This is a genomic window from Alsobacter sp. P4_H11, assembly GCF_056400925.1.
In genome coordinates this window covers 79,285-102,580 of the sequence record NZ_JBFUKI010000003.1, presented here as the reverse complement: position 1 = coordinate 102,580, position 23,296 = coordinate 79,285, and the positions used below count along the sequence as shown (strand labels likewise).

22 protein-coding genes and 2 pseudogenes are annotated in these 23,296 nt (G+C 63.9%); 11 read left to right on the top strand and 13 right to left on the bottom strand.

Annotated features, from left to right (window positions below; translation table 11 throughout):
* Positions 1 to 58 precede the first annotated feature (58 nt).
* The gene (locus AC1DSZ_RS06265; RefSeq protein WP_476837524.1) at positions 59 to 568 is read left to right on the top strand and encodes a tripartite tricarboxylate transporter TctB family protein; all 510 of its coding nucleotides are present in this window, start codon (positions 59 to 61) and stop codon (positions 566 to 568) included.
* 25 nt (positions 569 to 593) lie between these two features.
* Positions 594 to 2,108, top strand: a complete 1,515-nt coding sequence (locus AC1DSZ_RS06260) for a tripartite tricarboxylate transporter permease (RefSeq protein ID WP_476837523.1) — start codon at positions 594 to 596, stop codon at positions 2,106 to 2,108.
* A gap of 43 nt (positions 2,109 to 2,151) precedes the next feature.
* On the opposite strand, the gene AC1DSZ_RS06255 is transcribed toward AC1DSZ_RS06260, so the two are convergent.
* On the bottom strand, positions 2,152 to 2,532 hold the full coding sequence (locus AC1DSZ_RS06255; RefSeq protein ID WP_476837799.1) for a cupin domain-containing protein: 381 nt from the start codon (positions 2,530 to 2,532) through the stop codon (positions 2,152 to 2,154).
* Positions 2,533 to 2,570: 38 nt separating this feature from the next.
* On the bottom strand, positions 2,571 to 3,002 hold the full coding sequence (locus AC1DSZ_RS06250) for a nuclear transport factor 2 family protein (RefSeq protein ID WP_476837522.1): 432 nt from the start codon (positions 3,000 to 3,002) through the stop codon (positions 2,571 to 2,573).
* 231 nt (positions 3,003 to 3,233) lie between these two features.
* On the opposite strand from AC1DSZ_RS06250, the gene AC1DSZ_RS06245 reads away from it, so the two are divergent.
* Positions 3,234 to 3,434 carry a hypothetical protein gene (locus tag AC1DSZ_RS06245; protein WP_476837521.1) on the top strand — a complete coding sequence of 67 codons (201 nt, stop codon included), beginning with the start codon at positions 3,234 to 3,236 and terminating at the stop codon, positions 3,432 to 3,434.
* Between the two features lie 15 nt (positions 3,435 to 3,449).
* Here the strand turns inward: AC1DSZ_RS06245 and AC1DSZ_RS06240 are convergent, their stop codons facing one another.
* Both AC1DSZ_RS06240 and AC1DSZ_RS06235 read right to left on the bottom strand, forming a co-directional pair.
* On the bottom strand, positions 3,450 to 4,661 hold the full coding sequence (locus tag AC1DSZ_RS06240; protein ID WP_476837520.1) for an MFS transporter: 1,212 nt from the start codon (positions 4,659 to 4,661) through the stop codon (positions 3,450 to 3,452).
* Between the two features lie 40 nt (positions 4,662 to 4,701).
* The gene (locus tag AC1DSZ_RS06235) at positions 4,702 to 5,145 is read right to left on the bottom strand and encodes a VOC family protein (protein ID WP_476837519.1); all 444 of its coding nucleotides are present in this window, start codon (positions 5,143 to 5,145) and stop codon (positions 4,702 to 4,704) included.
* Between the two features lie 86 nt (positions 5,146 to 5,231).
* Between AC1DSZ_RS06235 and AC1DSZ_RS06230 the strand changes: the two genes are divergently transcribed.
* Entirely contained in the window at positions 5,232 to 5,696 is a 465-nt protein-coding gene (locus AC1DSZ_RS06230) for a MarR family winged helix-turn-helix transcriptional regulator (protein WP_476837518.1), read from the top strand.
* A gap of 79 nt (positions 5,697 to 5,775) precedes the next feature.
* On the opposite strand, the gene AC1DSZ_RS06225 is transcribed toward AC1DSZ_RS06230, so the two are convergent.
* A complete protein-coding gene (locus AC1DSZ_RS06225; RefSeq protein WP_476837517.1) occupies positions 5,776 to 6,750 on the bottom strand; it encodes a sterol desaturase family protein in 975 nt (324 codons plus the stop codon).
* 404 nt (positions 6,751 to 7,154) lie between these two features.
* On the opposite strand from AC1DSZ_RS06225, the gene AC1DSZ_RS06220 reads away from it, so the two are divergent.
* On the top strand, positions 7,155 to 8,351 hold the full coding sequence (locus tag AC1DSZ_RS06220) for an alpha/beta hydrolase (protein WP_476837516.1): 1,197 nt from the start codon (positions 7,155 to 7,157) through the stop codon (positions 8,349 to 8,351).
* Between the two features lie 15 nt (positions 8,352 to 8,366).
* Here the strand turns inward: AC1DSZ_RS06220 and AC1DSZ_RS06215 are convergent, their stop codons facing one another.
* Positions 8,367 to 9,428 (bottom strand): DUF4344 domain-containing metallopeptidase, encoded by a 1,062-nt coding sequence (locus AC1DSZ_RS06215; RefSeq protein ID WP_476837515.1) that lies wholly within the window; start codon positions 9,426 to 9,428, stop codon positions 8,367 to 8,369.
* 10 nt (positions 9,429 to 9,438) lie between these two features.
* Positions 9,439 to 9,875, bottom strand: a pseudogene (locus AC1DSZ_RS06210) (VOC family protein).
* Between AC1DSZ_RS06210 and AC1DSZ_RS06205 the strand changes: the two are divergent.
* Positions 9,862 to 10,847, top strand: a pseudogene (locus AC1DSZ_RS06205) (transketolase family protein). The pseudogenes AC1DSZ_RS06210 and AC1DSZ_RS06205 sit on opposite strands and share 14 nt — an antisense overlap.
* Positions 10,848 to 10,880: 33 nt before the next feature.
* Here AC1DSZ_RS06205 and AC1DSZ_RS06200 read toward each other — a convergent pair.
* Complete coding sequence (locus AC1DSZ_RS06200; protein WP_476837514.1) at positions 10,881 to 11,303, bottom strand: potassium channel family protein; 423 nt, start codon at positions 11,301 to 11,303, stop codon at positions 10,881 to 10,883.
* A gap of 263 nt (positions 11,304 to 11,566) precedes the next feature.
* Here AC1DSZ_RS06200 and AC1DSZ_RS06195 point away from each other — a divergent pair, with 263 nt between their 5' ends.
* Complete coding sequence (locus AC1DSZ_RS06195) at positions 11,567 to 12,553, top strand: hypothetical protein (RefSeq protein ID WP_476837513.1); 987 nt, start codon at positions 11,567 to 11,569, stop codon at positions 12,551 to 12,553.
* Here AC1DSZ_RS06195 and AC1DSZ_RS06190 read toward each other — a convergent pair.
* Complete coding sequence (locus AC1DSZ_RS06190; RefSeq protein WP_476837512.1) at positions 12,516 to 13,778, bottom strand: AI-2E family transporter; 1,263 nt, start codon at positions 13,776 to 13,778, stop codon at positions 12,516 to 12,518. The genes AC1DSZ_RS06195 and AC1DSZ_RS06190 overlap by 38 nt on opposite strands.
* A gap of 915 nt (positions 13,779 to 14,693) precedes the next feature.
* Between AC1DSZ_RS06190 and AC1DSZ_RS06185 the strand changes: the two genes are divergently transcribed.
* On the top strand, positions 14,694 to 15,674 hold the full coding sequence (locus AC1DSZ_RS06185; protein ID WP_476837511.1) for a hypothetical protein: 981 nt from the start codon (positions 14,694 to 14,696) through the stop codon (positions 15,672 to 15,674).
* Here the strand turns inward: AC1DSZ_RS06185 and AC1DSZ_RS06180 are convergent.
* Complete coding sequence (locus tag AC1DSZ_RS06180) at positions 15,658 to 15,864, bottom strand: hypothetical protein (RefSeq protein WP_476837510.1); 207 nt, start codon at positions 15,862 to 15,864, stop codon at positions 15,658 to 15,660. The genes AC1DSZ_RS06185 and AC1DSZ_RS06180 overlap by 17 nt on opposite strands.
* Positions 15,865 to 16,301: 437 nt before the next feature.
* Here AC1DSZ_RS06180 and AC1DSZ_RS06175 point away from each other — a divergent pair, with 437 nt between their 5' ends.
* From AC1DSZ_RS06175 to AC1DSZ_RS06165, 3 genes are all read left to right on the top strand, one after another.
* Positions 16,302 to 17,762, top strand: coding sequence for a porin (locus AC1DSZ_RS06175; RefSeq protein WP_476837509.1), 1,461 nt, complete (start codon positions 16,302 to 16,304; stop codon positions 17,760 to 17,762).
* 53 nt (positions 17,763 to 17,815) lie between these two features.
* On the top strand, positions 17,816 to 18,457 hold the full coding sequence (locus AC1DSZ_RS06170) for a hypothetical protein (protein WP_476837508.1): 642 nt from the start codon (positions 17,816 to 17,818) through the stop codon (positions 18,455 to 18,457).
* Between the two features lie 161 nt (positions 18,458 to 18,618).
* Positions 18,619 to 19,812 (top strand): DUF2254 domain-containing protein, encoded by a 1,194-nt coding sequence (locus AC1DSZ_RS06165; RefSeq protein ID WP_476837507.1) that lies wholly within the window; start codon positions 18,619 to 18,621, stop codon positions 19,810 to 19,812.
* Positions 19,813 to 19,872: 60 nt separating this feature from the next.
* Here AC1DSZ_RS06165 and AC1DSZ_RS06160 read toward each other — a convergent pair whose 3' ends face one another.
* The 3 genes from AC1DSZ_RS06160 to AC1DSZ_RS06150 all read right to left on the bottom strand — a co-directional run bounded on the left by AC1DSZ_RS06160 (position 19,873) and on the right by AC1DSZ_RS06150 (position 23,106).
* Positions 19,873 to 20,490 carry a hypothetical protein gene (locus AC1DSZ_RS06160; RefSeq protein WP_476837506.1) on the bottom strand — a complete coding sequence of 206 codons (618 nt, stop codon included), beginning with the start codon at positions 20,488 to 20,490 and terminating at the stop codon, positions 19,873 to 19,875.
* A 131-nt stretch (positions 20,491 to 20,621) separates the two neighbouring features.
* A complete protein-coding gene (locus AC1DSZ_RS06155) occupies positions 20,622 to 21,533 on the bottom strand; it encodes a DUF2950 domain-containing protein (RefSeq protein WP_476837505.1) in 912 nt (303 codons plus the stop codon).
* Between the two features lie 28 nt (positions 21,534 to 21,561).
* On the bottom strand, positions 21,562 to 23,106 hold the full coding sequence (locus AC1DSZ_RS06150) for a DUF3300 domain-containing protein (RefSeq protein ID WP_476837504.1): 1,545 nt from the start codon (positions 23,104 to 23,106) through the stop codon (positions 21,562 to 21,564).
* Between the last annotated feature and the right edge of the window lie 190 nt (positions 23,107 to 23,296).

Sequence of the window (23,296 nt, the reverse complement as noted above, 5' to 3'; positions counted from 1 at the left end):
CCCGATCCGGCTTCCGGCGACCGCGCCGGGAGCCGCACGTCACAGACGAGGGTGAGGCATGAGCTCCACTGACGAAACCGTCCAGCCTCGCGCGCTGCTGAGCCGCCGCGCCGCCGAGATCATGGCGGCGCTGTTCACCGGCGCGATCGGCGCGGCCGTGGTGATCGGCTCGCGCGAATACGGCACGGGCTGGGACAGCTCCGGCCCGCAGCCGGGAGCCTTCCCGTTCTATGTCGGCCTCATCATCGTCGCCGCCAGCCTGGCGAACCTCGTGCGCGGCGCGCTGGCGGGCGCCGGCCCGGCCTTCGTGGACCGTCTCCAGGCCCGGCAGGCCGCGTCGTTCTTCCTGCCCATCGTGGCCTTCGTGATCCTCACGGTGACGCTCGGCATCTATGTCGGCGCCGCGCTGTATCTCTTCGGCGTGATGGTGTTCCAGGGCGGCTACCGCTGGTGGACGGCGCTCGGCGTCAGCCTGGGCGTGGCGCTCTTCTTCTTCGTGGTGCTGGAGCGCTGGTTCCAGGTGCCGTTGCTCAAGGGTCCGCTGGAAGCGGCCCTCGGCATCTACTGAACGGGTTCGCGGCCGGGAGGGCGCCTTGGACAACCTCATCTCGCTCATGCACGGCTTCGGCGTGGCCGCGACCGGCTTCCACCTCACCCTGATGGTGGTCGGCGTGCTGCTCGGCATCCTGGTCGGCGTGCTGCCCGGCCTCGGCGCGCCCAACGGCGTGTCGCTGCTGCTGCCGCTCACATTCTCGATGGACCCGGTCTCGGCCATCATCCTGCTCACCAGCATGTACTGGGGCGCGCTGTTCGGCGGCTCCACGACGTCGATCCTGTTCAACATCCCGGGCGAGCCATCCTCGGTGGCGACCACCTTCGACGGGTACCCGATGGCCAAGCAGGGCAGGGCGACCGAGGCGCTCAGCCTCGCCTTTCTGTCGGCCGGCTTCGGCGCGTTGGCCGGCGTGGTGCTGATCACCATCCTGAGCACCTGGGTGGCCAAGTTCGCCCTGCGGTTCAGCTCGCCTGAGTATTTCGCGGTGTATTTTCTCGCCTTCGCGAGCTTCGTCGGGCTCGGCGGCACGTCGCCGTTCAAGACCATCGTGTCGATGATGCTCGGCTTCGCCTTCGCGACCGTCGGCATGGACACCATCTCGGGCAGCCTGCGCCTCACCTTCGGCTTCAACGAACTGCTCAGCGGCGTCAGCTTCCTGGTCGCCGTGATCGGCCTGTTCGGCATCGGCGAGCTGATCCTCACCATGGAGGAAGGCCTGCGCTTCGACGGCATCCACGCCAAGGTGAGCCCGCGCGACGTGCTCGCCACCATCCGGCGAATGCCGCGCTACTGGATGACGCTGCTGCGCTCGAGCCTGATCGGCTGCTGGATGGGCATTACGCCCGGCGGGCCGACGGCCGCCTCCTTCATGAGCTACGGCCTGGCCAAGCGCTTCGCCCGCAACAAGGAAGGCTTCGGCAAGGGCCGTCCCGAGGGCGTGATCGCTCCCGAGACGGCCGACCATGCCGCCGGCACCAGCGCGATCCTGCCGATGCTGGCGCTCGGCGTGCCGGGCTCCGCTACCGCCGCCGTCATGATGGGCGGCCTGATGATCTGGGGGCTCAATCCCGGCCCCATGCTGTTCATCGAGAAGCCGGACTTCGTCTGGGGCCTCGTCGCCAGCATGTATCTCGGCAACGTGGTGGCGGTCGTGCTGGTGCTCGCCACGGTGCCGTTCTTCGCCGCGATCCTGCGCATCCCCTTCGCGATCATCGGCCCCGTGATCGTGGTGGTCTGCTTCATCGGCGCCTACACGGTGTCGAGCTCGATCTTCGACCTCTGGCTGGCGCTGGGCTTCGGCGTCGTCGGCTACGTGTTCAAGAAGCTCGACTACCCGGTCGCCCCGCTGGTGCTCGCGATGGTGCTGGGCGACAAGGCCGAGGACGCCTTCCGCCAGTCGATGATCATGTCGCGCGGCTCGCTGGCGATCTTCTGGTCCAACCCGCTGGTCGCCTGCATGACCGCGCTCGCGGTGGCGCTGCTGCTCTGGCCCCTCATCGGAATGGCGCAGGATCGCCTTCGCGCGTCCCGCACGGTGGCGGCGGCGGGATGACGGCGACGCCTGGCGGGTCGCGGGCCTTTCGCCGGGCGCTCTGTCAGGCGCCGGGGTTCGGGATCAGCCCGTGCTTGGTCATCACGGCTCCCATCGCGGCCGGCTCGGCGCCCTTCGCGACGAGGTCGGCGATCTCCTGGAAGTAGTCAGAGCCCAGAACGCCTGGCGTGAGAACGCACAAGCATTTCGCCGGCTGATCGCCATCGTTCCGGAACCCGTGCACGACGCCCCGTCGGATGAAGGCCGTTTGGCCCGGCCCGATCGAAATATCTTGGCCGTCAATCCGCCAGGCGCTCGTTCCTTCCAGCCCATAGATCGTCTCGTCCCAACTTTCGTGATGATGCGCGATGGGCATGCGAGCCGACGGCTGAACCGTCATTTCGAAAATCGTGACGCTGCCGGCCGTATCCGCTTTGTCCTGCATAAAGCGAAGGTGAAGGCCGCCGATAGTGATCGTGCGAGTCATGGTGCGCTACCTTGCGAGCCTAGCTGCGCGGCGTGCCCGGCCGCCAGCGCGGTGTCGCCGAACTGGACAAAGGACGCGACCTCGCCGTCCTTGAACGTCCACAGGTCGTAGAACTGCGTCGAGAACGTCTCGCCCGTGGGCGTGAACCGAATGGTGAGGTCCGTCAGCACGGCGGCGCGCTCGCCTTCGACGATGAAGTCGCGATGCTCGTAGGCCAAAACCTCGTAGGCGTCCGACATGCCCTTGAAGGCCGCCTTGACGGCCGGAGCTCCGTTCGCCTCGTGAGCAACCGGACAATGCTGCGGCGATCCCGCCCAAACGAAACACGCGTCCGGCGAGAATTTCTCCATGCAAGCGTCGACGTCGCCGCGCGCCCGTGCGGCGTATAGGTTCCGAATACTCTCGACGATCTGTTCCCGCGACGTCATGGCCACGCTCCGGATCCAAACGAGCCGGCCGACATGCCGGCTTTAGTGCTGAAGCGTAGCACCTGCCGCACAACCGCCAAGCATTCTATTCGGCGCGTTGTTGCGGACGCCGCGGCCTCGCTTGAACAGCCTTCGGCTTCGGCCCTAAAGTCGATGCAACGTAAGATCCGGCCTCTGGAGGCCGCGGGCTGAAACCTGCGCGCGCCAGGGGCTGAACAACGAGGTGCACCAGTGACCGCAGACATCCTGTCCAGCATCGCGGCGGAACTCCGCGTCGAGGTCTCCCGGCTCGAGGCCCAGGCGCTCGGCAGCCTGCGCGACCCGATGAACCTCGGCGGCGTGGTGGCGGTGCGCACCGTCGAGGCGCTCGCTAACGCAATCGAGCGCGTCGCCGAGAACGCCCGCCCGTCCAAGCCGCTCCGCTCGGTCTGAAACCGGGAGCCCCGCTCAGGCCGGCGCCAGCGCGCCCGGCCGGGGCGTCGCGAAGGGCCGGAACGTCATCAGCACCAGCATGGCGGCCAGGCCCAGGCCCCACGATGCGAAATACATCGGCGCGTAGCTGCCGACCCGGTCGTAGATGAGCCCGCCGATCAGCGGCCCCGTCGACATGCCGAGGCTGCCCGCCATGGCCATGCCGCCAATGATCGTGCCCATCATCCGCATCGGGAAGTTCTCGCGAATGATCACCGCATAGAGCGGCATCGTGCCGGCATAAATGAACCCGACCACGATCGCGACCGCATAGAACCCGGTGAGCTCGTTCACGAACGCATAGGCGAGCACCCCGAAGGCCTGCGCCAGCAGTCCGAGGATCAGCACCCGCTGTGCGCCGTAGCGGTCGCCCGCCACGCCGAAGCCGATCCGGCCGAAGAGTCCGGCGAGCCCTTCGAGGCTGTAGATCGAGACGGCTGCGATCATCGGCACGCCGCAGGTCACCGCATAGCTGACGGTGTGGAAGATCGGCCCCGAATGGGTCGCGCAGCAGAAGAAGTTGGCCAGCAGCAGCGTGATGAACTGCGGTGATCCGAGCGCCTGGCGCACCGTCATGCCGGTTGATGATCCGTCCTGCGGCGCCCCGGCCGGACCGGCCGACAAGGTCGGCGGCGTACGGACGAGCAGCGCGGCCGGGATCATCAGCGCTGCCGCGAGCCCGGCCACGATCAGCATGGCGGTGCGCCAGTCGTGGCGCGTCACCAGCCAGGCGGCGAGCGGCGCCATGGTCATCGGCGCGAGGCCCATGCCGGCCGAAACGAGCGACACGGCCAGGCCGCGCCTTGTCTCGAACCAGCCCGTGACGCAGGCCATCATGGGCGCGAAGATCGCCGCCGTGGCGGCCCCGACCAGCACGCCGAACAGCGCCTGGAAGGCGACCAGCGTCTCGGCCTGGCTGGCCAGCGCCAGGCTGGCCGAAAGCACGATCGAGCCGGTCAGCACCACCGGGCGTGGGCCGAAGCGGTCCGACAAGCCGCCCCACAGCATGCTGGCGACCGCCATGGCGAGGAAGCCGAACGTCATCGCGGTGGAGATGCCGGTGACGGACCAGCCGGTCGCCTCCGACATCGGCCGCAGGAACACCGGCAGCGAGAACATGGCGCCGGCGGCGACGCAGCCCAGCAGGCCGCCCGCCGCGACGATCACCCAACGATAAGGACGGTCCATGATGGCTCCGGCGCGTTCGGGGGAGGGTTCGCCGGGCCGCTCAGGCCTGGGCGGGTTTCCAGTCGGAGGACGGGACCGTGTTGATCATCCATGGGATGCCGAACTTGTCGATCAGCGAGCCGAAGCCCGGCGACCAGAAGGTCTCGCCGAAGGGCATCACGGCCGTGCCGCCTTCGGCCAGTTGCTCGTACCAACGCTGGCATTGCGCCTTGTCGGGGCTGTGCAGGGTGACGTCGAAGCCGTTCTTCGGCTTGTCGATGTTGCGCGCCCAGGCGGGATCCATGTCGGCGCCCATCAGGGCCTGGTCGCCCACCTCCAGCCAGCAATGCATGAGCCAGTCCTTGTGCTGCTCGTTCATCGGCATGCCGGGCGGGGCAGCGCTATACGGCATGGCGGCGATGATCTTGCCGCCCAGCACCTGGGCGTAGAATTCGAACGCCGGGCGGCACTGGCCCTGGAAGCTGAGGCTGGTGACGATTTTCATGGGGGTTCCTCCACAACCGGCGACCTTGACGTCAGCCCTGTTAGGTTGATATCAACGTAACAGTCCAGAGCTTGTCAACCCCTCACATGCAACGTATCGCCGACGTCCCGTTCGAGACCACGCTGCTGGTGCGCGACACCTGCCTGTGCCTGCACGCGCAGCGCGCCGCGCGCGCCCTGGCGCGCCGCTTCGACGTGGCGCTGAAGCCCGCAGGGCTCACCAGCGGCCAGTTCTCGCTGTTGATGTCGCTGAACCGCCCCGAGCCGCCGCATCTGGGCAGCGTCGCCGCCCTGCTGGCGATGGACCGCACGACCCTCACGGCCAACCTGAAGCCGCTCGAGCGCCGCGGCCTCGTGGCGATCACGCCCGATCCCAAGGACCGCCGCAGCAAGCGCCTCAGCCTCACGGCCGACGGCCGCACCATTCTGGCCCAGGCGGCCCCGATCTGGAAGCAGCTCCACGCCGCCATCGAGTCCGAACTCGCGAGCCCCCACCAGCTCCGCGCTGAGCTGGGCGTGCTGTCCAGGGCGGAAGGGCCGGAGTTCGGCTAAGGCCTAGGGCAACTATGGCGGCGGCGAGACTTAAGGCGTTACGACCAGAGCCGGTCGGCAAATTCCGCTGCTCTGCGGCCTAGTCTTTTGCGGCCACGGCGATCCGGCTGGGTTGGGCCGGCGATCCCTTTATCTTCTTGTAGCTTCTTATGATGGGCATGACATACGCGCCGTACAACGTGTTGTACTTGCGCAGTCCATCCTCGCTGTATCCGGAAATGCCATACACTACCTCTTCACCCGGACGAGGTTTATAGCCTGTCCTGAAAATCCAGTCGAAAATCGACAGGTTGGTGCCGAAGTTCTTGTCCCAGTGATCCTGGATCTTGCTGTGGTGCACTTGGTGCATGTGTGGGCTTATCAGAACGCGATCAAACGCCCCTAAGCCGATGGCGTGGTGCGAATGCTTCAGCGGATCCAGCGTTGCGATGACGAATATTTTCGATGCAACCAGCGACAAGGCCAATGCCTCAACGACCGTAATTCCGTACAAGTAGACGAACAACCCACCCAAAGAGCCGGTCAGAAGACTTCGGACGAAACCTTCGAACAGGAGCGCGAAGGGATGGCCGCGCTTCGATGTGAGCGGGTTCAACGATTGGGCGGAATGGTGAACCTTATGGAATTCCCACATGAACGGCACTTTGTGCTGAACGTAGTGGCAGAAGTAATCCGAGAGCTCGATAACGAAAAACATGGAAATCGTGCACAGGGCAGATGCGAAAAATCCGAATTCGACGATGCTGGGACTGCCAAACAGAGTGCGCAGCAGATCACTGACGTGCATGCACATCCATGTATTGAAATAGATTACTGGCAGAAGCAGGAACCCTTCAGTCAACTTGCTGATGACGTAAATCTTCAAGTCAGCATGGAAACTGGCGTTCGTCAGGACGTTGATGGGAACGCAATGGTCGTAGAGTTCGCGAAAGGCGAACTTGTGCCCGTTTGCGATGGCATAGGTCACATAGGTGATGATGCCGCAGCCGAAGAATATAGACCACGTGACTATAAATTGCGGTGCATGGATTACGTATTTCGCTATATCGATCATAGCTGTCCTGCAACGCCTACACAATTCCTGAGCAAAATACAATTCAGCGATGTTGTTAAAGAGTCAAATTACAGAATGCCAATAGTTGCTGCAGTCGAGGTTCTATCCGGCTGCTATGAGGTTAACGGACCATAGTCCACGCACGATGGAGGGGCGTAATTCCCGAGTGTCGTTATTGAGGCATGGTAAGCAACGGAATCCTCTTTGAAGGAACGGCGCCCAGAATGACGCATCCAACCGAAACCCTGGATGGCTCCTGTCTGTATCTTCACTCATAGACAGGCAGGGGGATGTGAAGTGTGATCAAAATCAAGGAAGCGGCGCCGAGGTGCTCGTAGCGTTCGAAGTCGATGGCACCGCAGCGCCGGAGCCGGGTCCTCTTCGGCCGAAAGCCCGGATCACCCATGGCGCTGCGAAAGCAATCGAGGGTCGGAAGGGCGGGGGCGATGCTCTGGAAGTGTGATGCACGAGTTCTGGGCTATGCCGCCCTGTGCGCCCTTGCGCTGGCCCTGACGGGATGCGCTTCACGCCCCGAAACAGGATTCCTGACGCCGGTCGCCGCCGGGGCGGGAGCCACTCCTCATACCTTGCTGGTCGCCACGATGCGCGAGCGTGACGCTCGGCCGGGCACCTGGTTCAATGGCGAGCGGGCTTACCCGCTCGACTTCGCCCGGCTGGAGGTGTCGGTGCCGCCGACCCACAAGCCCGGGGAGGTCGAATGGCCCTCGGCCGCTCCCGGCAAGGCGGAGACGGATTTCGTCGTCCGCGACGCGGCTTATGTGGACGGCGAGAAAGCTTTCGTCGACACCCTTAATAGCCAGCTTGCGTCTCGGCCGCCGGGAAGCCGCAAGGTCTTCCTGTTCATCCACGGCTACAACACCCTCTTTGCCGAGGGCGTCTACCGCTTTGCGCAGGTGATCCATGACGCCAAGGCGCCGGCGGTCCCTGTTCTGTTCACCTGGGCGTCGCGCGGCCAGCTTTCGCAACACGTCTACGACATGAACAGCGCGACAGCCGCCAGGGATAGTCTGGACCGGACGATCCGGCTGCTCTTCGCGAGCAACGCCGAGGAGGTCAACATCGTCGCGCACTCCATGGGCAACTGGGTCACCGTGGAAGCGCTTCGACAGATCAAGATTTCCGGAAGGGTTCCGCAGATATCCAAGCTCGGCGCTCTCATCCTCGCGGCTCCGGACATCGACATCGACGTGTTCAAGAGCCAGATGCGCCAATTCGGCAAGCCGAAGAAGCCTTTCGTCATCGTGCTCTCGAAGGATGACAAGGCGTTGCAGGCGTCGAGCTTCATCGCCGGAGGAGCGCCGAGACTTGGCGCCGACTCCGACCGGGACGAGCTTGCGGCGCTCGGCGCGATCGTTCTCGACATGACGGACGTGAAGGCGCTCGATTCCAGCAACCACGGCAAGTTCGCCCAGCTGGCTGCGGTTGCGCCCCAACTCAGGGCCGTGCTCGAAGCCGGCGTGGGGACGCCGGTCAATCCCGCGGACGAAGGCAAGGAAGTCGTCGGCGGCTCGCTGCAGAGCCTCCTGTCGCTGCCGATCACGATCGTGCGCGCACCCGTCAGGGTGTTGACGGGCCGCTGAACCCGCGAACGCGCCCTAGCGGCGCGCCGTTTTGCCCTGCCGGCACTTGAGCTGCGGCGCGAGAAGGCGCTCGAAGGCGAACTTCACTTGCCGGTATTCATCCTCGCAGAGCTCGGCCCGCTCCGCCGGCAGATAACCCTTCTCGACGAAGTCGCCGAAGGTCTTCTTGTCTGAACCGTAGCTGATGCACATCAGATTGAAGAAGCGCTGGGCCGGCAACCCGTGCTCGTTGGCGAAGTCCTTGAGCTTCGGCTGGGCTTCCTTGGCCTCCGAGGCGTACATCGTCCCGATGCTGGCGATGACGCGACGCACCTCGTCCTTGCCCATTCGCAGCAGGATGAAAGCGGCGACCTGGTCGGCGGCGTCTTCCTCGCGGCCCAGGTTCGGAACCTTCTTCAGGTCAAACACCGCGTGGGCCAGCTCGTGCAGCAGCACTTCCAGAAACGGGCCGACGATGTAGTTGGCGGGCGTGAGGCCTTCCCGCACGCCCGCAGGCGGGATCTTCTGTCCGAGTTCCTGGATGTAGGCGATGTATTCGTAGCAGATGCCCAGCGCGCCCTCATCGGGATCATAGGCGGCGTTGATGTCGCCGTCGCAACCCTCGACCTTGATCAACAGCGGCCTGGGAAAGCGGAGATGGCGCAGGCGGTCGCGCACGCGCGAGGCCATGTAGCGCTTGCGCTTCGCCTCGTCGGGGTCCTTCAGCATGGCGTAGACCTCCTTCGGGACCACCTGCCAGGAATCCCCATAGCGATCCGTGATCCAGCCGCAGGCCATCGGCTCGCCGCCGTCCAGCATCGCTTCCCAGACGCGGTCCACCTCGTCCTGGGAATCGTAGCCGAGCACCAGCGATATCGCCGGCGTGAAAGTGAAGTTCGGGCCGCCATTAAACGCCGCGTAGGGCTGGCCCGCCAGCGTGAATTCGACTAGCAGCGTGCTTCCCTCCGGGCCGGATGGGGTGTCCACCGGCGACTTGATCACAGCGCCCATGCGCGAATTGGGGATGACGGAGCAATACCATTGCGCCGCTTCCTCGGCCTGGCCGTTGAACCAGAGGCAGTGCGAAAGTTCGGGCATGCCGGCCTCCTCAGGCGTTTGCGGGTTCGGCGGGAGCCATGGCGGCCTTGCAGGCCTCCAGGTCCATCCACATGAACTCCCAGCCATGGCCGTCCGGGTCCTCGAAGCTGCAGCCATACATGAAGCCGTGGTCCTGGACGGCGCTCGGATCGGGCTTGCCGCCCGCGGCGGCCGCCCTGGCGACGACCGCGTCAACTTCATCGCGGCTGTCCGCCGACAGGCAGAGCAGCACCTCGCTCGTGGTCCCGGCATCCGCGATCGCCTTGGAGGTGAACTGGCGATACTTGTCGTGCGTCAGAACATGGCGTGGATGGTGTCCGATAACACCATGCAGGCCGCCGTGTGGTCGCTAAACATTTCGTTCTTGTGGGCGCCGACGGCCTCGTAGAACGCGGTCGCCTTGGCGAGGTCCGCGACGGGCAGGTTCACGAATATCATCTTGGGCATCGGGGGATCCTCCAAGCCCGCCCCCTTTGGCGAGGCGCTTGCCGCCTTAGCGCGATCCCGGCCCGAAATCGTCGGCATGACGGCGGACCTGAGCAAGTACACGGACTTCCACGTCTTCGCGAAGGCGCATCCGGACCGCTTTTATCAGATGGGAATGGCCGAGCAGCTTTTGATGGGGGCGGCGGCCGGCATGGCGCGGGAGGGCTTCCAGCCCTTCGTGACGACCTATGCGGTGTTCGCGTCGCGCCGCGCCTACGACTTCATCTGCATGGCGATCGCGGAGGAAAAGCTCGACGTGAAGATCGTCTGCGCGCTGCCCAGGCTGACCACCGGCTACGGGCCGAGCCACCAAGCCACCGAGGACCTGGCGATTTTCCACGGCCTGCCGAACATGACGATCATCGATCCCTGCGACGCGCATGAGATCGAGCAGGCCACCGTCGCGATCGCGGATCACCGCCCGGTCTACATGCGCCTGCTGCGCGGCAACGTCCAACTTGTGCTGGACGAGTACGGCTACCGGTTCGAACTCGGAAAGGCCAAGGTGCTGCGCGACGGGAAGGACGTGATGATCGTCTCGACCGGCCTATGACCATGGGCGCCCTGGAAGCCGCCGCCCTGCTCGGCAAAGACGGAGCCGACGTGGGCGTCACGCACGCGCCGACCATCAAGCCGCTGGACGAGGCGACGCTGCTGGATGTCGCCGGCCGCACCGGGAGGCTCCTGGTCGTGGCCGAGAACCACACGATCGTGGGCGGCCTCGGCGAAGCCGTGGCGGGTGTGCTGCTGCGGGCCGGCGTGATTCCGGCGGCTTTCCGCCAGATCGCGCTCCCGGACGAGTTTCTGGATGCAGGAGCGCTGCCGACGCTGCACGAGCGCTACGGGATATCGACCGGGAGGGTGGTGGAACGGGTGAAGGGGTGGCTGGGGCGAGCGCGCGCCGATGAACTCGGCGCCGGCCAGCATTTATGACAGGGCTGCAACGGGTCTGCGCGGTGGCGGTCCTCATTTCGGACGGACAATTTCGTCGATCCGTCGCAGAACCTCGAAGATCACCGCCGTCGACCAACCAAACAGGAGCACCCCGTTCATGGCTGCGAGCGGCCCCATCAGTCGCCAGTCCTTGGTCGGAGTGATGTCGCCGTATCCGAGGGTCGTGTAATTCACGAAGGCGAAATAAAGAACATCGGATCCCTCGGGCGCAACGTCGGCCAGCGCGTATACAGAGGCCCAAACCAGCACCTCCACGACGTGGGCCATCATCAGAACGACAACGCACGCGGCCATGACCTCGCCAAGGAACAACCAACCCGGCCTCACGTCGGCGGAATAGGCGCGCGTGACCCTGATCACAGTCGCCATAATCGCCGCATGGATCATGATGTTGACGACGCTGGCGGCGCCGCCGACCAGCAGTTGACGCAGCATGTGAACCCCCTCACTTGCGCCCGCCGCGACAGAGATCATCGTGTGCCGCGTTGGCGTGCGGATTGGTCGGCCGGACCTCATCCTAGACAGCCACTTACGTCCGGTTGCAACTCTTTCGATTGAGCTTAAGCTCGAAGGGCGCGCGATCACCGCGGGAGGAGGCTCTCGGCCCTGCCTAGCCCGATCGATCTATTGAGGATGACGGGTTTAAAGCGCCAGAATGAAAATGGCCCCTTGCAGCTCTTCAATTAGCGAGCTCAGCCATGTCTGTGAACTGCGACCCAAGACGGGAAGTCATCGAGCGGGCCTTGCGGAACATTCTCGCGAGTGAAGAATTCCGACGGTCAAAAAGGCTTAGTCAGTTCCTGTCCTATATCGTTCAGGAGTGCCTGGAAGGTCGACAGGACCGGATCAAAGCATACGCCATCGGGGTTTCTGTTTTTGACAGGCCGGAGAACTTCGACCCCAATATAGACCCTCTGGTCCGCATCGAGGCCGGTCGACTCCGTCGGGCGTTAGAACGTTATTACTACAACGCGCATGACCCGATCCAGATCGATGTGCCTAAGGGCGGGTATGTCCCGACCTTCAAGCCCTCCATCGCCCTTGTTGGATCGCCCGACGCCGGCGCTGATCCTCAACCGCGCATCTCCTTTATCGAGGGCTCACGTTCAGCCATCTCGCCGTCGCGATGGGGAGTCCGCATCACGTTTGCGGCCTCGATCGTCGCGGCCGCCCTGCTTTATGCGGGACACGGGATCTGGACGGCGCACCCCGAAAAGCCCCTTTTCGCCGTTCTCCCCTTCACGATGACGGGGGGCGACTTTCGCGCCCAACAGATCGCCAGCGGGGTTTCGGAAGAGGTGATGAGCGTTCTGGCCGGACAAGACGGCGTCTCGACCCTCAGCCGCGCTGCGACCGACAGGCTCGGGAAGGCCTCGGCTCGGGAGGGTCAATCCTTTAATGTCCGGTATTTCGTGGAGGGCAGCGTGTCCACGTCCGAAGCGAAGGGCGTCGTGGCGGCTCGGCTGATCGACGCGAGAGGCGGGCATGTTCTCTGGTCCGCCCGATACGCCATCGTTCCAGACGATGATCTGGTCACCCTCCAGTCTGATCTGGGCCGTGGCATCGCGCAGGAGATCATCGGTCCGAACGGAGCCCTTGAACGGCTGCGGCAACCTCAGGGCGCATTTCCCCGACGGCTGGAGGCTATCAAGGCCCAGCAAGCGCGCCTGTTTGGCCTCCTCTGAGAGCGTTCTCCGCTAAACCCGGCGTCGGAGCGTCTGTTTTTGGGTGTTCAACAGGATCCTGGTCCATCCATTCGATCAGAAGAACGTAACTGACCGACAACACGACAGGGCCAACAAAAAGCCCGAGCAGTCCATCCACGATCATCCCGCCGATGACCCCCACCAGGATCACCGGCAATGGAACCTCGACTCCCCTGGACAGCATCAGGGGCCTCAAAACGTTGTCGCTTAGGCCGGCCACGATATTCCAGCATAGAAAGACGATCGCGATGGGCGTGGGTTCTGTTGCGAAGGCATAGATGACGACCGGGATCGTGAGCAGCAGCAAGGGCACTTGCGCGATCCCGAGCAGGAAGGCCACCAGCGTCAGCGGACCGGCGGCGCCGATGCCGAGCAAAAAGAAGCCGGCGCCGAGCAGCATAGATTGCACAACGGCGACGCCGACGACGCCGAGCGCCACACCCCTTATGGTGGCGACCGTCATCTTGAAAATCTGCTCCGCGCGCGCGCCGCTGCCTGTGATGCGCGCCACCAGCTTATGGGAGAACTGCAGGACGTTCTTCGCCGAAATCAGCATCACGGCGGCGATGATGAACGAGATCACAAGCGAAACTTCGCTGACCGCGAGGCCGCCTGCCGCCGCGCCGAGCCATGCGACCGGGTCGCTCAGCAGGTGGCCGTATTCAGACACCGCGGCGGGCAAATTCGTGGCGACCAGGATCCAGATCTCCGCGATTTTCTTGCCGACGAGGGGCGTTCCATCCAGCCATAGCGGAGGGGGCGGAATACTCAGACTCTTGTTCTGGACGATCGTCAGGAGGGAATAGATAGACTTGGTGATCACCGTGATGACGAGGATCAGTGGGCCGAGTATCAGCGCAACGCCGGCCAGGCCGATCAGCGATGCAGACCCGCGCGGCCCAAGAAGCATGGAGAGTCGCCGGTGAGCCGGTTGAAGCATCACGGTCAGGATTGCTGACCAAAGCAAGATGAACGCGAACGGCATGATGATCCTGGCGCAAGCGTAAGCCAGCAGGGCGATGAGCCCTATCCTCAAACCATTGTCGACCAGTTCGGACATCGCCGACCGTTGACCGCCGGCGGTAAGGTCTCGCTCAACGCCGCTTGGAGGGGCCTCGCGCATGACGGCAAGCTCTGGAATGGACATGGCGCTCGGCGTGTCCTTTGCGTGTTCGAGGTGCTGCATGGCGGCCTGGGGGTCCATGCTGCGCTTCCATTCTCAGCAGCGAGGCGCGTTCGAACCTCCGGGACTTCGGCGTCCATTTGAACTCAACTTTCGAAAACTGACCTGATCGAGATCAGCATTCCAAGAGGAGCCCGTGTCGTGCGTCTTAGGGAGGGGAGATCCGTGCGCGAAGCGGCGTAAAATTTCTCAGGAAATATGATCGCGATCAGTCTCGCCGTTTCGAACTGCCCTAAGTTGATTGACCTCATCGTGGGTTGGATGGCCTTGTATAGAGCGGTTTCAATCCCGACGACCAGGGAGTGCGGATCATGATGTACCGTACATTATCGATGCTTCTTATGTCCGGCGCATTCATGGCCCAGCTTTCGTCCGGGGCTTCAGCCGTGGTCTATTGCCAGTACATCGGCTATCCCACCGGTTGTACTGTGCAACCTGGTCGGGTTTTGGTCGCCAGGCCCGTCGCGCGCGCTGCCGTGGCTGGAGGCGTCAGACATGGAACGCCAATGAACCGTGGCGGACCCGTCAATCGCGTTGGTCGGCGCTGACCACGAGTTTGCGCCCGTCGGGCGAGGGCAGATTTCCGGAGCCGGTGACCGAACCGGCCCCGCGGCGGAGTGGCGGCCGGCAATCTTTTCACCGCTAATCGCCCTTCGTGTCGGCAAGGCCGACATGGCGTTCGAGCGCCGCCTCCCGGCCCCGACGCTCGTGCGCCAAGTGACACTCCTGCATCAGTACAGTCCTCGTCTTACCCGATGAGTCATTCGATAGCGCTGATTACCTCCGGCGTCGCGTTTGACGGTAAGTTTCTTGCGGATAATCATCTGATGATCCGCATTTTAGCATCTTTATAGCTCATGCGATCTATTGATCATGCTGGATTTTGAGCGCCACACTGCGGGCCATCCCCCGATGCCTGCAGCAGCGAGCCGAGCCATGTCCATGGATTGCGATGCAAGACGGGAAGTCATCGAGGGGGTTGTTCGAAATATCCTCGCGAGTGAAGAATTCGAACGTTCGAAACGGCTTCGCAAATTCCTGTCTTATATTGTTCAGGAGTGCCTGGACGGCAGGCAAGATCGGATCAAAGCTTATTCGATAGGCCTGTCTGTTTTTGACCGGCCCGAGAATTTCGACCCTAACCTCGATCCTCTGGTTCGTATCGAGGCTGGTCGGCTTCGCCGTGCGCTGGAACGGTACAATTACAGCGCGCATGATCCGATCCAGATCGAAGTACCCAAAGGAGCATACGTCCCGACATTCAAAACCTGCGCGTTGGGGGAACCGCTGAATTCCGGCGTTGAAACTGATCCGCGGCCGTCCTTTGTCGAGGGCGCACGATCCGCCCTCTCGAAATGGGGAATTCGCGAGATGCTCGCGGCTTCCGTCCTGACGGCGACCGCCCTGCTTCTGTGGGGCCAGTGGAACAGGGCGGCCCCCACTTCCGAAAAGCCTCTCCTGGCCGTCATTCCCTTCACGATGACGAGCGGCGACGCCCGCGCTCAACAGATCGCTCGCGGCGTGTCGGAAGAGGTGATCGGTGGGCTCGCGGAACAACGAGAGTTCGCAACTCTGGGCCGGGCTGCGACTGACATGTTCGGGAAGAACGCGAGCGGCGATGGCCAATCCTACAACGTCAAGTATTTCGTCGAGGGTAGCGTGTCCATGTCCGAAGCGAGGGGCGTGCTAGCAGCTCGCCTCGTTGATGCGAGAGGCGGACAGGTCCTCTGGTCCGCCCGATACAACATCGTTCCCGACGGCGATTTGCTCGCGATCCAATCGGATCTGGGGCGTGACATAGCACAACAGGTCGTCGGCCCTCATGGCGTGTTGGAAACCATGCAACGCTCGAAGAGCGTTCGTCCGAAAGTGCTGGAGCCCAGCAAACAGCAGACCCGTGTCACGGGCCTTCCTTGACGAGCCTCTTGGTCTCCAGTCGTATTTTGTAGCTCTCGATCGCCAGATCCATGAAGTGATCGGGATCAAACTCCCGATGTCGTGCAAGGTAATCCGCAACGCTGGCGCCGAACTCCTCGCCTGACAGGTAAGCGTGCTCCGCCGCGAATCTCTCGGCCTCGGCTACGATGCTCTGATGGTATTTTTCCATCGATCAATCCCGGGCCTATCCCACTAGGCCGAAAAACCGATTTTGTTGCGATCGCCTAAAGCACGCAAGTGCTGGGCAGCCACTCTCCCCTGATCCGTATGTCTGCGTACACAGAACGTCCGGCTGGTTCTGCGTTCGCGTGCTGGCCCGGCGTGGTGATCGCTTTTGCTCGGCTCAGCCTCGGAGGTGGAACTTTGCGTCAAGCAAATAACAGCCTTTCGAGACATCTGCCCGAAGATCAGATTGCATTCGGTCAATACCGGGACCGTTGAGTGAGGTGGCGGCGCCGACCAGCCGGAGTGCTTAGCTTCCAGCCGATGCGTTTGCGCAACAACGACCAGGATTATGTGATCTCGAGTGAAACTTCGAACGGAAGTCCTTGCAACGCAATAGGCGACCGGCGATCCTGCTGTTCGGCATCCTTGTGGAGTTTGTCCATGCGCTCGATTCGACTTTTTATTCTTGCAGGCGTTGCTGGCTTTTCCGGTTGCGCAGGCGCACAGGCCGCTGACCTTCCTTCCCAGAAGGCTGCGCCGGTCGAGTACGTGCGCGTCTGCTCGACCTTCGGGGCCGGCTTCTTCTACATCCCGGGCACCGACACCTGCATTCGCATCGGCGGCCGCGCTCGCTTCGAATACCAGTATGGCGAGCCCTTCGCCCGCAACGACGCCACGACCGGCTCGCGCACGACCGGCCGTATCTACGTCGACGCCCGCACGGCGACCGAATACGGCCTGCTGCGCGCCTATGTCCGCTACGACATCTCGCGCCGTATCGGCCAGATCTACTCCGGTTCGGCCGTCCGCGTCGGCACCGCCTTCACGGGCACGAGCGTTGATTACGCCGGCCAGGCTCAGACCCAGGTCGACCTCAACCGCGCCTTCGTGCAGTTCGGCGGCCTGACGGCTGGTCGCACGCAGTCGTTCTTCGACTTCTACGGCGGCGACCTCGAGTATGTCGGAACGACCGCTGGTTCGGCTCTGCCCACCAACCTGCTTGCCTACACGGCTTCCTTCGGCAACGGCTTTTCCGCCACGCTGTCGATTGAGGACAACCAGGAGCGCCGTTCGGGGGTGAACACCGGCGGCGCGCTGCTTCCCGTCGGCACGCTGGCTGGAACCTACTCCTACACCGGCGACGCCGTGCCGGACGTCGTCGGGAACCTTCGCCTCGACCAAGCTTGGGGTACGGTGCAACTGTCTGGCGCTCTGCACCAGATCCGAGTCGGCAACACCGCCGCATTCGCGGTTCCCGGCGGCGCAATCACGCCGTCCTTCGGATCGCCGGACTCGGAGTACGGTTGGGCCGTGAACCTCGGCGCCAAGATCAACTTACCGATGATCGCGCCCGGTGATGTCCTTTACCTGCAGGGCACCTACACCAAGGGCGCTCCGTCTTACGTCCTCTGGAATCCCTTCGGGTATGGCAAGAGCTCGTGGAACTTCGGCGGCGCCGGTGCGCTCATTCCTGATGCGTATCTGGTGGGCTCCGGAGCCATCGGCGGCGTCGCCACCTACGACCTCGAGAAGCCTTCGGTTTGGGGCCTCACGGCCGCCATGCTGCACTATTGGACCCCGACCATTCGGCAGGCCTTGTTTGCTTCGTATATCAAAAGCGACGCGCCCGGCTCGGCTTTCGCTGCGTTCGGGACCACTCCTGGCGTCGGCGCCGGGACCGCGTTCTCGAACCGCGCTCGCGATCTGACCTACTGGACCCTGGGCACCAACGTGACGTGGTCGCCAGTCAAGGATCTCGACATCGGCGCCGAGGTCAACTACGTCCACGCCAATGTGGGCAGCGGCCTCAGCCAGAGCTTCGTGGCGACGGACCCGCTCGCCCGCTCGGTGCGCAATGACTCCATCTGGAACACCCGCCTGAAGATCCAGCGCGACTTCTGATCCGTCCTCTCGGACTGGTCTGGGACCCCGGCGTTCGCGCCGGGGTCTTTTCGTTGGAGGCAGCCAAAACTGAGCTGAATCAGCAGGGCGCGGGCCGGGCGCAGTACTCTAACGTGTTGATCCAGCTGACTGGCTCTCCGCTGCGCGGCGGGCCATGGCTGTCGCTCGCATTGCAGGAGGTCAGAATGAGCACGGCTGGGTTCGGCTCGCCCCACGAGCATGCCGCGCTTGGGGACGAGGCGTTCATGAGCGCGGAGGACCTGCGGTCCTACATGCTGAAGATGTCCTTGGCGGAGGCGATGGCGGAAGTGAAAGCCATGGATCAAGCCGGGCAGGCGCAGAATGAACTCATCAGGGCCATGTCAACGCCCATGGACCTCACCACAGAGGCCATCGAGGGGATCAAGAAGCGACTGTTCTTACGGCTGCGCGAAGCCGCCAAACGAGGAGAATCCGAAATCCTGGTGATGCGGTTTCCGAATGCTCTCTGCAACGACCGGGGCCGGGCCATCAACAACGCGGAGGAGGGCTGGCCGACGACGCTCTCGGGCCGGCCCCGGCAGGCCTATGAGATCTGGCGGGAGAAGCTGCGCCCGGCTGGATACAAGCTGAAGGCCATGATCATCGAGTGGCCGCACGGATTGCCTGGGGACGTCGGTTTTTTCCTGAGTTGGTCGGGTCCGGTTCAACACTGAACCAAGCGCTCGCGGGGGCGCATGAGCATGGACGCACGGGCAGGCGCCACGCTGGAGACCCCGCGAGCGGCAGCCTTAGCGCGACCGGCAGCGTTGGCGGTTGCTGTTTCGGCGGCGCTTCTTGAGCCGCCGCCACCGCGCCAGATGGCCGAAGGACCACCATGAGGCTGTGGTTGATCCCCACGGTATATACGGCGGCGAGCATCGCAGCGGCGGCGATCGTGCCGCGCCTCGAGCTCGCTTGGGCGCCCGAACTTGTGCATGGAATGTCGTCGGGTTCGGCTTTGGCTTTCCTGTCCGCCACGGCTTCCGGCATGCTGGCGATGACGACGATCGTCTTCTCCATCGCGTTCGTCATGGTCCAGTTCAGCGCGATTGCGTATTCGCCACGACTGGTCCTGTGGTTTGCGTCCCGGCCGGGCGTCTATCATGCGCTGGGCGTCTTCATGGCCACGTTCGCCTATGCGATGGCGCTGATGATGTGGACCGATCGTTCAGCCAGCGGATCGGTCCCAATGATCTCGATGATGTTGGTCTTGGCTTTGCTTGTCGCGAGCTTGCTGGCGTTTGTATTGCTCGTCCAAAGTCTTTCCGGGCTGCAGATAACTGAGGTGCTCCGCCTTATCGGAGATCAGGGGCGCTCCGTGCTTGCAATGCCGGATTCGTTGTTATCGCTTCCCAAGCGAAGTGGGCCCCTTGTGAGCGCGCTCGGAAAACCGTCCGCATTGGTGTCTCACACCGGGAGTCCTTGCAGCATCACGCATTTGGATGTCGCCGGGCTGGTGGGGGACGCCGAGACCGCAGGCGTGGTCATGATATTGGCTTGTGGCGTCGGCGACACCCTCATGGAAGGATCACCTATTCTCTTCGTCCACGGCGCCGGCTGGAAGACCGGAGTCCTCAACGAGCCGCGCCTTCGCGACCACATCCGGCTCGGGCGCGAGCGGACGTTTCATCAGGATCCCAAGTGGTCGCTTCGCTTGCTGGTCGATATTGCGATCAAGGCGCTTTCGCCTGCGATCAACGATCCAACCACAGCCGTCCAGGCGTTGGACCAGATCGATGACCTGATCCGCCGCATGGCCGCGCTGGAGCTGGGCAGCGTGTGGGTGAGCGGCGCAGGCGGCCAGCCGGTCTTGTTTGTTCCCCTCCCGAGCTGGGACGACATCCTGGCGCTGTCCTTTGACGAGATCCGGCATTTCGGCGGCGGGTCGGTTCCGGTCATGCGCCGCCTCAGGGCGGCGCTCACTAGCCTTCAGGAGTTGCCGTCGATGGCGGACGAGCGCCGCCATTCGGTCGTGCGCTACCTCAGTGTCCTCGACCAGAATAGCCGGGAATCCGTGCGGGACAACTAGGGTTCGGGTCACGTGGCGCTTCGATCGCCTGTTTTGATCGGACGGCACACCCGAGGAGATTCAAGGCAGGTCGCGCGCCAATGCTTTCCTGCCATACTGGAAGACTGGCGGCCCATTTACGGCTTGGCAGGGATATTGGGCCTTCTTGTCTGTGGCCACGAAGGTGATCACCACGGTTCCGTCAATCCAACAGGATGGCGCGCCGATCTGCCTGCGTGGCACGATCATGTACCAGTGAAAACCGTCGAGCTTGCCAGGCTGATGGGCCTTGAGGGCCCCCACGAAGCTTCCTTCCTTGCAGTTGATCACCGGCCGTTCGACCGACGCCATGCACGCCGTATAATCATCGGGCGCCGAGATCACGCCCCAGTGCTGGTTTCCTCTATTCTTCAGATAATGAATCCTCGCGGTGGTCGCGATCGCATGCTGGGCGCCAACTCCCTTGGTCGCTTGATCGATAAGATCACGCCCTTCGCTTGTTTCAGCGATGTCTGACCAAGTTTTCTCGACCTGAGCTGGGTTTTCGATTTTGTTCAATCGCTGGACAGCGATCAGGATATCTCGGTCTTGTGCGCCAGACGCTGTCGCACAAAGGCAGATCAGGGCGGCTGAACCGATGTGCGCGCGCGCGTTCATGGCCGCCAGGCGGTGGGATACGCGCTGCTCACCTGGCCGCAAGCAGACACTCCGTTTGCGGCTGATCGTGCTTGGGCGGCGCGGCTCGAGCCGAGCAAAGCGGTTGCGACCGGCAAAGTTTTCAGCATGGCGCGTCTCCCAGCTTCTGGCGTTCCTTGAGAACGGTTCGCTGCCTAGTCGACCAGCGTCCAACTCCTGTCGGGGTCGTAGGTTTTCATTCCGGCCGCGCGCTTGGCGGTGTCGGCGCCGAGATCCTGCTCGTAGACCTTGCCCTGCTGGTTGCAGATGAAGGTCATGACGCCGGTTCTGCCCCATTGAGCCGGGTAGGCCACCAGGCCGAAGCCGGCGATCATGTGACCATTGATGACGTAGTTGTAGGCGCCCCCTTTGGCGGATGGGCCCTGGGCCTTGAGCACGTGGTAGAAGTAGCCGCGATAAGGCTCTCGACCACTCTTCACGCCGGGGGTCGCCCGCGCCAGGCGGTCATCCAGCGGGCTGACGTCGCCCTGCTTCGTCGGCTCCCAGTAGAGGCCGTCGCGCTGTCCGGGCGTGCTGACGATGCGCCGGGCGTATTCGGCGACCTCGTCCTCGTCACGGTCGAGGCGGAGGTACTCTTTTTGCGCGGCCACATAGGCCCGGCACGTCTCGATCGCGCTCAACTCGTTGTAGCCGACCGTGCGGTTGATCAGCTCGTTTCGTCCCGCGTCCACGTCGAAGGCCCAACCGTCCTTTTGCCTGACGATCGGAATGGGAAACGGCCAGGCGCCTCGTCCGACCACGACCACGCGGGTGGACTCGCCCGCCTGCTGGAGATCGACCGACTCTTGTGACGACTGGCGGAACGTCGTGAGCCGGCGCTGATCTTCTTCGGGGTCGCCGCTGCTCAGAAGATCGTGGGCGCCAGGGCCAAACAGGCGGTCGAGCGCGCCTGCTTGTGGATCGGCCGCCGCGCCCACCAACGCCTTCGAGGCCTCCTCCGGCGAGGCGAAGACCTGCTGGCCCATGCTGGCGGAGGCGGTGAGCAACAGCACCAGCGCGGCAGGACAAACGCAATGGAGCGCGGCTGATACATGACGGCGAAGCATGAGCATTCTCCTGCGACTCGCAAATGGGCTAGCGGCGGCGACCGCCTCCGCCTCCGCCGCGGAATCCACCACCGCGGCTTCCGCCCCCTCCGCGCATTCCGCCGCCGCTGAAGCCGCCGCGCGGGCCCGCTCCGCCGCCTCGGAACTCGCCGCCGCCAAAGCCGGCTTGACCGCGGCTGACAGCGCCGCGAGCGCCGAATGCGGTTGCGCCGCGGCCCATGTCCATTCCGCCGAAGGCCGACGGCGCCCTGGGAGGCGACCGAGACGTCCGCGAGGCGGGAGCTTTGGCGCCGGGTTTGGGCTTGGCGCCGGGTTTCTGGGCATTTCCGGGCTTTTGCGTGGGCCGCTGCGCAGCGCCGGGCTTGGACTGTCCGGGACGTTGTGCGCCCTGGCCGGGTCGCTCGGCTGGCCGCGTGTCCGCTCGGGGCCGCGTTGCGGCTCCGGCGATCCCGCCGGCTGCGGCGCCCGCCAATGCTCCGCCAGCGGCTGCCCCAATTCCGCCGCCGGGGCGTTCACCGCCGGCGGGCAGCTGGGACGGGCGCGCCCCACCTGCGACGCCCTCGCCGGGCCGCCCGCTCCCTCCAGGAGCCGCTGGGCGGCTCAAGCCGGGCTTGCTGCCCTGCCCAGGACGATAGCGGTCGGGGTCGGGCCGCCAAGGCTTGGCGTTGCCGGTGAGGTTGCCGCCGCCGATATTGATGTCGTTTCCGATGTTGATGTTGCCGCCACCGGGCCGGAGCCCAGAGCCCGGGCCACCCGGCAGCCCCTGGTCAGGGCGGGGTGGCCGAACGCCAGGCCGCGCACCAGGCGGCACGGCCGGGGGACGCCAACCAGGATAGCCGGCCCAGACGGGCGGATAAACGACGCCCGCGCCCCAGTTCCACGCCGCGTTGTTGACCAGCGATCCCACGATCACGCCAGTGCCGAAGCCGATCAGGCCCGCTCCTGCGGCGGATACGCCCGGGTCATAGACGGTCTGCTGGTATGTGGGCACATAGACCACCTGGGGGTCCGTCGGCTCGATCGTTATAGCCTGCTTGCCATTGTCCGTCCTGCGAGAGACCGTCTGCTCCTTTGTGGTCTTCAATGCTCCGGTCTTCTCCGCGGCGGCGCGCAGGGACTGAATGACTTCGGCGACATCCTGCGGTTGATGCACGAATGCGTCGCCTAGATCGCTCGTCCAGTCCAGGTCGTCGTTCATCCGTTTCACTAGGTCGGGAAACCGCAGCAGGGACTTCACGCTGGGATCCCAATTCTGGGCGTCGGCCGCGGCGTAATCGTTTTTCTGAACCGCCGCTCTGTTGCGATCCAACCATCTGGCGGCTTGCACGATTTCGAGCGGATAGGCGGAGGCGGGCAGCAATTGTGCCAGAAGCACGTCCGGATACAGCGCGATCGGCGTGAGGATCTTCTCGAGCTCCATCCGGCTAAAGGACACGTCGCTGGACTCAGCGTTCGTTGTCACGATGCTTTGGGGCGCGGCCTGCGGGCTCGCGGTCTGAGCCCTGAGCGCGTTTGATCCGCCCGATGCAAGTAGCAGAGCAAGGATCGAAACGTTGAAGTATTGGTATGGCATGCGCTGCCTGCTCACTTGAATCGTTCAGGCGAGCCAAGCACTCCGAGGGCATGCCGTCAGGTATTTTACTGTAGGCTACGCGGCTCCCCGAATCCCACGCGCAATCTGGGCGCTGCGCCGCGTACGGATCCTGGGTGGGTCCATCCAGCCGCTCGCATTCACCGAGTGGGTGGGCTTGCGAAGGCGCCGC